The sequence below is a fragment of the Atribacterota bacterium genome, from assembly GCA_028703475.1.
In the GTDB taxonomy this organism is placed as follows: domain Bacteria; phylum Atribacterota; class Phoenicimicrobiia; order Phoenicimicrobiales; family Stramentimicrobiaceae; genus JAQVMU01.
Genome location: JAQVMU010000132.1, coordinates 1 through 2,871, shown reverse-complemented (window position 1 = coordinate 2,871; position 2,871 = coordinate 1). Strand labels below are relative to the sequence as shown.

The 2,871-nt window shown below is 33.0% G+C and carries 4 protein-coding genes; all 4 read right to left on the bottom strand.

The window, feature by feature from the left end:
• Positions 1–298: 298 nt before the first annotated feature.
• The 4 genes from PHQ99_08570 to PHQ99_08555 all read right to left on the bottom strand — a co-directional run bounded on the left by PHQ99_08570 (position 299) and on the right by PHQ99_08555 (position 2,584).
• Positions 299–583, bottom strand: coding sequence for a hypothetical protein (locus PHQ99_08570; GenBank protein MDD4289625.1), 285 nt, complete (start codon positions 581–583; stop codon positions 299–301).
• A gap of 381 nt (positions 584–964) precedes the next feature.
• Positions 965–1,135: a DUF1328 domain-containing protein gene (locus PHQ99_08565; GenBank protein MDD4289624.1), complete on the bottom strand. Its 171-nt coding sequence runs from the start codon at positions 1,133–1,135 to the stop codon at positions 965–967.
• A 105-nt stretch (positions 1,136–1,240) separates the two neighbouring features.
• Positions 1,241–1,762, bottom strand: a complete 522-nt coding sequence (locus PHQ99_08560; protein ID MDD4289623.1) for an AAA family ATPase — start codon at positions 1,760–1,762, stop codon at positions 1,241–1,243.
• Positions 1,763–1,807: 45 nt separating this feature from the next.
• On the bottom strand, positions 1,808–2,584 hold the full coding sequence (locus PHQ99_08555; protein MDD4289622.1) for a class I SAM-dependent methyltransferase: 777 nt from the start codon (positions 2,582–2,584) through the stop codon (positions 1,808–1,810).
• Positions 2,585–2,871 lie beyond the last annotated feature (287 nt).

Genomic DNA, 2,871 nt, shown 5'->3' with positions numbered 1-2,871 from the left:
TTATCTCTGATGGTAAAGAAGTTACAGACGCTGATTGGAGAGGATTACTGTCAGATTATGTATCACAAACTGAATATGGAAAATATAAATTTTTAGACAGCGGACATTATATACACAATCAGCAACCGGAAATAATTGCTGATGAAATCAATTCTTTTCTTAAAAATGTATCAAACTAATAATATTTTCCCTGGATATATATTTTAGACAATAAAAAATATCCATTGTATTTCTAATGGTTACCATAATCTACAGGAGAAAAGAGTTTCTACACTCTTCTCCCTGCAGACAATATTAATTATTTTAATTCAAAATGAGTGAGTTCCATCCAAACTACCTTGTCATTCGCTACGTTAATCTGGGCAAAGAAATCTCTGCTTTCTCCAACTGCTAAATTAACCCCTGTAGATAATCCGGTATAGGTGCTTACATCCTGCCACCACATATTTATCGGAACATCAATAAGCTTAACAACTGCATTCATCTGAGAATCACTATTAGCACCCGGTATAATCCCATTACAACCCATTAGTAAAAATAATAAAGTAAAAGTGCAAATTAATATAATTATTTTTTTAAACATAACCCACTCTTTTTTTATTAACTAAAGAATAATTTCTCATCAATTAATAAGACTTCAATTTCATCTTTTAATAATCATTTAAACTAACCTGATAAGCTAAACACCCCCATTGTTAGCGAAACTGAACCAAAACTGCTAACTAATAACTAAACATTGGCTATTTTATTTATTTCCTTATAGTTACTATATCATTATTTGTGTTATTTTGTGATTATTTTTTTGTAAAAAAACTACCATAGTGAAAATATTTTGGTTTTTAGAAAAATATGGAGGAGAATGCCCTCCTCCGCAATATTTAATAAGATAGATACAGATAATTAAGGAGCAGCTGAAGGAGGGTAGTTGCAGTGTGATTATTAGTAAGGTACCTATGTTTTATTTCTAAAATATTAAAATCCCAAGTAAACCTAAAACAATAATCCCCAGGAAAAAAGCAATAAAGATAAAAAACAGAATCTTTGCAATCCCGGTTGCAGCACCGGCAATACCGGTAAACCCTAAGGCACCAGCTACAAGGCCAATGATTAATAGAAGAATAGCCCATCTTAACATTTTTTTTCTCCTTTAATTTACCTAAAAATTAAAATAGAATTAAAAACACAAAAATCCTTTTTATATCATTTTATCACTTACTTCAATTCAATACTATCATTATTTCTATTCCTTATAATATCTCTTCTGGCTAATTAATTTTGCTATCTGCTTAGCTGCTTGTAAAGGAGTTAAATCACTAATATCAATTTTTATGGTATTCATATTTTTATACAAGTCAATTCTCTCAATGCTTCTCTCTAATACATCAAAAGTTCTTTTATGCTGATCAATATCCTTTATTAATCTTTTGGTTAGGGCTGCTTCTGTTAGCATCAAAGTAAAGGTGAATGTTTTGGTGTTTTCTAATTTCAGATTTTTAAGAATTTCATTGATAATTTCTTCCTGATGCATCACCCAACAAAATATTATATATTCATATTCTGAACAATTAATGAAACTGTTGAGCATAAAGCTGATGTTTTTTAGCACCATCTGCTTTGTTTCATCATTGACAATAAACGGATTCATATTCCAACACCAATCACCATCCAAAAAGACCCCTGGCTGTAGCAATTTAAGAAGCTCTTGACAGATAGCCGTTTTCCCGGCTCCCATTGTTCCGTTTAAGAGAATTAATTTTTTCATATTTTTCTTATATCAAACAGAAAACTGCTCCTCTTGATTATTTTTTTAAAGTTTTCTTGCGCGTGTTGCAATAGATGTTGGCGAAAACTTGTTAAGCAATGTTGCCTCATCAGACCAAGAATCTTCATAAAACCCGATTATCACAAATCCGGCTACTATCTGTCCACCAATCTGAGTTTCTAATGAATGACTGAACTGTGCAGGATTTTTATTGGATCCCCATTTAGCTCTCTGATTACTATCAAGATCATAAGGTTCTGAAAATGGTAATTTTCTTTTTACAATTAGTTGCCCGCACTTTTCTGCTTCTTCATGGTCAAATAGGAAAAAGGAGGGATTCATAAAGCCTGCCAGCAAGTCTCCACCGGTCTTCAAAATACGATAACACTCTGACCAAACTGCTTTTACATCAGGAACAAAGACATTGGAAATCGGATGGAATATCAAGTCAAAGCTTTCATCTGCAAATTCGCAAAGATTTGCCATATCACCCTGAACACAGCGAACCTGAAGTCTGTCACGTTTTGCAACATCACAATCTTTCTTAAGCTGCTCTTCAGAAAGGTCAAAGCTGACTACTTTTGCACCCGCAGCCGCTAATATCGGTGCTTGCTGTCCTCCCCCTGAGGCCAGACACAGAACATCTTTATCTGTTAAGCGGCCAAACCATGAATGCGGTACAGGCTTATTGGGTGTGAGTATTACCTGCCAGCTACCCTTCCGGGCAGATTCAATTATTTCCGGAGAAACCGGTGTAGACCATCTGCTTCCCTGTGAAGATTCCAGATTCCATGCTTGTCTGTTATATTCAATTATATCCATGTTAATCCTCAAATTTCATCAGATATTAAACTGGGATAACCATTATTTTCTTATTATTTTCTATGATTAAATATCAAACATCAGTCAAAAGGCATCAAACAGTAATAAAGGTTTGATTTACCCAAAATCACAACAAATTTAGAAAAATATGCCAATAATATATACCCTTATTAAGCAATAAATTGATTGACAAATTTAATAAAACTTGTCTTCTTTTACGGTCATCTCAATATAATTTTCATCTTCTAATATTACATAATATTCGATTCCATACCATTCACCAAAGA

Bases quoted from the DNA above. Each gene is read 5' to 3' on its own strand.
- PHQ99_08555 (MDD4289622.1), bottom strand. From the start codon at position 2,584: ATGGATATAATTGAATATAACAGACAAGCATGGAATCTGGAATCTTCA.
- PHQ99_08570 (MDD4289625.1), bottom strand. From the start codon at position 583: ATGTTTAAAAAAATAATTATATTAATTTGCACTTTTACTTTATTATTT.
- PHQ99_08565 (MDD4289624.1), bottom strand. From the start codon at position 1,135: ATGTTAAGATGGGCTATTCTTCTATTAATCATTGGCCTTGTAGCTGGT.
- PHQ99_08560 (MDD4289623.1), bottom strand. From the start codon at position 1,762: ATGAAAAAATTAATTCTCTTAAACGGAACAATGGGAGCCGGGAAAACG.